The organism is Mesorhizobium sp. P3_A2, assembly GCF_056403115.1.
On the sequence record NZ_JBFUGC010000036.1, the window covers coordinates 1 to 4621 of the forward strand.

Genomic DNA, 4621 nt, shown 5'->3' on the forward strand with positions numbered 1-4621 from the left:
GGCCGACGACATCAGGAACCACGGCGTCAGCCAGCGGGACGGCAGAGGGGCTTCGACCCTGGTGATGACACCAGAGCAGTCGCGGGCGGCACGGGCGCTATTGAAGTGGTCTCAGGTTAGGCTCGCTGCCAAGTGCGGTTTGAGCGAAGGGACAATACGCGACTTTGAAAACGGGCGTAGGATCCTGCGTCCCACGAAGCTCGCCGCCCTGCTTCATGCGTTTGAGGTGGCTGGTGTAGTATTCACCGCTGCGGGGCCGTCACGAACGGACCTCTCTCAACCCGCGCGCCACCCTTGCCCGCCGGTCAGCACCGTATGCGCCCCGTGCGTCTCCTAGCGCTTCCCTGTTGCCAGCTTCGCCATGTCCTTTCATGGGTCGGCCTGATCTGAGTCAATCCAGTCGCGCCAATGGGTAGGCTGAACATGAACACGCACTCCGGTAATGGTGTGCTTCCACCCCTCGTCTGTCCTTTCGCACGGGAATACGAGCGAGTGCATACCTTCCTCATCCAGAACGGCGAGTTCCAGACTGCGGAAGAATGGCGCGCTGAGGATCGACTGCCACATCGAGCCACTATCCGCCCAAGGTCATGAGCCGGATTTGATTTTCGTCAATTTTTGTCCACCAAAGGGGCGGGCTAAGCCGCTGGCTTGCCGCATCATCCTCGCATCCTAGGGGAACGTTTAGGTCCGTCCAAATAGGAAAGCCCGCTATCAAGGTCTTGGTAGCGGGCTTTGAGCGGCTACATTCCCTTAGGGAAATCGACCCATAGGCCTGGCGGTTCCAAACAATTTTAATGGATTGCACCCTTTGTGCCCCCGCGCGGCCTTGGGTACCCAGTCTCGCTTGTACATCCAGAGCGGAGTTTTCGGTTGGCCGGTGCAGTTGCTGTCTCGCGTTAACGCTGTACCGGCTTTCGTGCTTCGGTTGTGAAGCGCCAGCGGAACCATTCCGTTTTACATCCGTTTGGCCATATGGAAGCACCCCCATCAAATGGTTGACGAGCAAAGAAAGCCTTCGACGACAGATGGCGCTGCTCGCCGTCTTGTCAGTGAAACTGGAATTACCTACGCCCAGGCCGAGCTTATTGGCATCCTAGGGCTCAACTGGTCATCGCTCGTTCGTGAGGCGCGGCTCTTAAGGGCGGCCACCGCTTAAAGCCCGATATAATCCGTTTGACAATGGTTTCGTCGGGCTCGCCGCCCGTCATGTCCTGCAAGAGCTGCTTGGCGTATTCGGCCCAATGCTCGTCAGCCAGTTTTGTCTCACGTACCGATTTTCTGAAAGCCTCACATACGATGTCGAAGACGAAGGCTGAAATGCGTCCGTCTCCATGACGGTAGCTCCCGAGGTGGGCGGGCACAACTGCCAGCAGCGATTTTGGGATCATTCGCGCCGTTCAAGAGTACGGGATTACGTTTTTACCAAGCGTTGCTGCTGCTTTTTTCGGAGGACGCTAACTCGTCTGGGCGGTTTCGCGTAGCCGCAGTGGCCGGCACGGGCTTCACTGTTGTCTCACCGGACAATATCGCGTCGGCCACTACAACGTCATCGACCATAACACCACCAGTGTCACCACGATGCCGACGAAACAAAACGCGACCCAGACGCTGGTCATGAGTCGCCTTCTTCCCGAGAATCTTGCAGCGAAGCGTGCCGCAAGTCCTCCTCGCCACGCAAGTGCTTCACGCGTCCGATCAAGCCCGGCTTCACCCATTGCGTCGCCGGCCGCTTCATGCCCTTCGGCGCTGGCCCGGCATGCTCCTGAACGCGCTTCCATAAGCGGTCTCGAATTGCGCCGCGTGAGTTGATGAAGGCCGAGCCAATGTATTGCCTGGTCTTCCGATCGGCCATCAGCGCGAAGGCTGGCTTTCCGGGCTCGCGCTCGACGCCGAGCAGATCGTATTCGTCGACCGTGAAGGCCTTCGTCTTCAGCCAAGCGGTTGATGGGCCGCTGCGATATTTGCTGTCCCGGCGCTTCGATACCATCCGCTCTAGCCCGGCTTCGTCGACCAGTTTGAAGATGGCCCTCGCATCGCCTGGTAGCGCCTGACTGAACTGGATACGACCGCCGGCCGGGATCATCGCTTGAAGGACCTCGCGGCGGTCGTCCAGTGGCATGTCACGGAGGTCGTGCCCGTTGAGGTGGAGCAGATCGAAGGCGACGAAATAGAGGTCATGCTGGCGCCTTGTGATCGCACTGCGAAGCGCCTTGAAATCGGACAGGCCGGCTTCGTTCGTGACGATCACCTCGCCGTCGATGATGGCGCTCTCGATGTCAAGAGCGCCGGCGGCATTGGCGAGGTCGCGGTACTTCGAATGTCCAGTCCAGTCCGCGGCGAGTGAAGATGCGCACGCTGCCAGAATCCCTGACGATTTGCGAGCGGTAGCCGTCGAACTTCACCTCGTGCAGCCAGCCATCGCCCTCGGGCGGTTTCTCCACCAGGGTGGGCATCAGCGGCTGAATGAACGACAACGGGTCCCCGCCTGCAGGCTTACGCATCGGAACCCCACGCTACATCGAATTTGATTCAATATCGCATGTCTGCTTCGGTTCCGTTAGCTGGCTCTTTATAAGCGAGATGGAACATTCGCTGTCTGCCGCTGTTTTCCTAACCAGGAGGAAAAGCTATGGCTGACGACAAGACCAAAACCGATTTCCGTGACCGCGAACGACTTTCAGGAGACGACGGCTATGAGGTCGCCAGTTTCGCAAGAGAGTTCCAACTTACGATTCCTGAAGTTCGTGAGCTCATTAGGAAGCATGGCAACGATCGCGCGACGCTCCAGCGCGAAGCCATGTCGCTGGGCGTCTAGGTGGCGAAGCTATCTAATCTCGGCCCGCCGAACCCTGGCCAGCGACATGGCGGCGAGCCGGACGACGAACGGCAGAACTTCTACAAATGCCCGACTTGCGGGCAGCAGGTTGACAGGCGTGACCTGCGCCAGGTCATGAGGCACGAAAAGCCAAAGCACAAACCGCTTCATTGCTCGTTGACTAGTTCGCAGCGGCTGCCGAGAGTTCCTAGCCACCTCAGATCGGCAAAGAAAAAACCCGCCTCGGCGAGGCCGAGACGGAGTGAGGGTCTAGGTTTGGAAATGATCAGGAACCTCCTGGGCCGTAGAAAACTTCCCCGCAAGGCGAAGGTTCCATTAGCAGCCTTCAGTTGTTGTTTTCATCTGGCCAGGAGCTGCCGACTTGGCGTCCGTATCCTGCTGGCCCGGCGCCGCCTGTTTGGCGCTGCCCGTCTGCTGACCTGGCGCACAATCCTTGGCCGAATTCGACTTCGTTCCACTGGTGGTGGTCGAATCCGTTCCCGGGTCAGTCGCAGTGCTCGGCAAAGTCGTGGTTGGCGCGGCCGACGATCCGCCTGTCGTTGTTGACGACCCGCCTGATGTACTGGTCGACTGCGCAAAGGCAACCCCCGTTGACAAAGCCGCAATAGCTGCAGCGACCACAAGCCGTTTCATGATGAACAACTCCGTATTCGAAATGTCCCTTCGGACGGGTAACATCGCAACGAAACGACGGTTCCAAAAAATCAGAGCGCGCGCCGCAGGCGCAGAGCCGCAAACCAGGACGGAGGGCCGTTGCATCATCCATATTGGCCAGCGCCGGCAACCTTTTGGGGCAATCTGCGTTCGAATCTGACCAATCGCTAGGACGTGGAGTTCGATGGACAGAATCGGGAACCGCAGCAATGGTTTGAGGCCTTCATGATCTTCATCCTCGGCCTTGCTGCGATAGGCGTAAGCATATCCTTGTACTACACCGGAATGGGTTGAGCTCGCCTATTAGAGCGCTGCCGCCAGCGAGCAGCCTTTCTTTTACTCATTCTTCCCGGAAGTCCTGCGGCGCGAGGCAAAGGCTCTCGGGAGCAGGTAGCAGGTGGAATGGCGTGGAGCGGAATGTGTGTCCGCTCAGGCCACGAGCAGCACAAAAAGTCACGGGTCGACGAGTGTCACCCAGAGCCGTTCAGGAGCACTGGGTTCGGGTGGTCGACGAGAATGCGAAAAGCACGCATGAATTCAGTTTGAGGATGACGTTCCCCCGGGACTTTGCCAAATGACGAGAAGCGGACCTTGGCCCAACCTATTCCGGCAAGCCCCACGAGCCGATAGTGGTCTCGCCACCGACAATAGAATGTGGCGCCGCCGGCAGAGAAAGGCATAAGGGAAACCCCGCCATCCCTCTCTTTCGCATCGCGCCGTGCTCTACTTCATGCCTACACGGCGTCCAGCCCTTTGCAGGGACGCTCGATAAGCTCGCAGTCGCGTCGCGCGGGCCATGCCTCCGACAAATTGGCGGTCGCCTCCTGCACCCATCAACAAACAGAGCTGAGCTCGCTGTGCAGTTCGTTGGATGCAGCGGGGGCGCCTCCTCCCCGCTGTGCCCCTTACAGCTTAAGGAGCGACTGTCACTCCGAAGGCCAGGAACTGCTCGCACCAACGCCGGGGATCAATTTGTCCTGTTAATCGACGTAACCGCCAGGTTCGTCAGCTTGTTGTTGGTGGCTTTTTCCTGGTCGAGGATCTCGCTGAGCAACTTGTGCGCCTCATCATGCCCAAGATCCTTTGCCCATTCCCGCAGCGAGCCGTACCGGGATATCTCATAGTGCT

Annotated in this window: 5 protein-coding genes and 1 pseudogene; 3 read left to right on the forward strand and 3 right to left on the reverse strand. The window is 58.8% G+C overall.

Translation table 11 applies throughout. From position 1 onward, the window contains the following. The first annotated feature begins 64 nt into the window (after positions 1 to 64). Positions 65 to 337 carry a helix-turn-helix domain-containing protein gene (locus AC1DXM_RS31775; RefSeq protein ID WP_477239499.1) on the forward strand — a complete coding sequence of 91 codons (273 nt, stop codon included), beginning with the start codon at positions 65 to 67 and terminating at the stop codon, positions 335 to 337. A gap of 766 nt (positions 338 to 1103) precedes the next feature. Here the strand turns inward: AC1DXM_RS31775 and AC1DXM_RS31780 are convergent. Together AC1DXM_RS31780 and AC1DXM_RS31785 are read right to left on the reverse strand one after the other, a co-directional pair. After that, complete coding sequence (locus AC1DXM_RS31780) at positions 1104 to 1391, reverse strand: hypothetical protein (RefSeq protein WP_477239493.1); 288 nt, start codon at positions 1389 to 1391, stop codon at positions 1104 to 1106. 224 nt (positions 1392 to 1615) lie between these two features. Continuing rightward, positions 1616 to 2504, reverse strand: a pseudogene (locus tag AC1DXM_RS31785) (ATP-dependent DNA ligase). A 128-nt stretch (positions 2505 to 2632) separates the two neighbouring features. Between AC1DXM_RS31785 and AC1DXM_RS31790 the strand changes: the two are divergent. Beyond that, positions 2633 to 2818: a DUF3606 domain-containing protein gene (locus tag AC1DXM_RS31790; RefSeq protein ID WP_477239495.1), complete on the forward strand. Its 186-nt coding sequence runs from the start codon at positions 2633 to 2635 to the stop codon at positions 2816 to 2818. 454 nt (positions 2819 to 3272) lie between these two features. Next, the gene (locus AC1DXM_RS31795; RefSeq protein ID WP_477239497.1) at positions 3273 to 3653 is read left to right on the forward strand and encodes a hypothetical protein; all 381 of its coding nucleotides are present in this window, start codon (positions 3273 to 3275) and stop codon (positions 3651 to 3653) included. Between the two features lie 807 nt (positions 3654 to 4460). Here AC1DXM_RS31795 and AC1DXM_RS31800 read toward each other — a convergent pair. Beyond that, on the reverse strand, positions 4461 to 4621 hold a 161-nt coding region (locus tag AC1DXM_RS31800), incomplete at its 5' end, for a YciE/YciF ferroxidase family protein (RefSeq protein ID WP_477238200.1).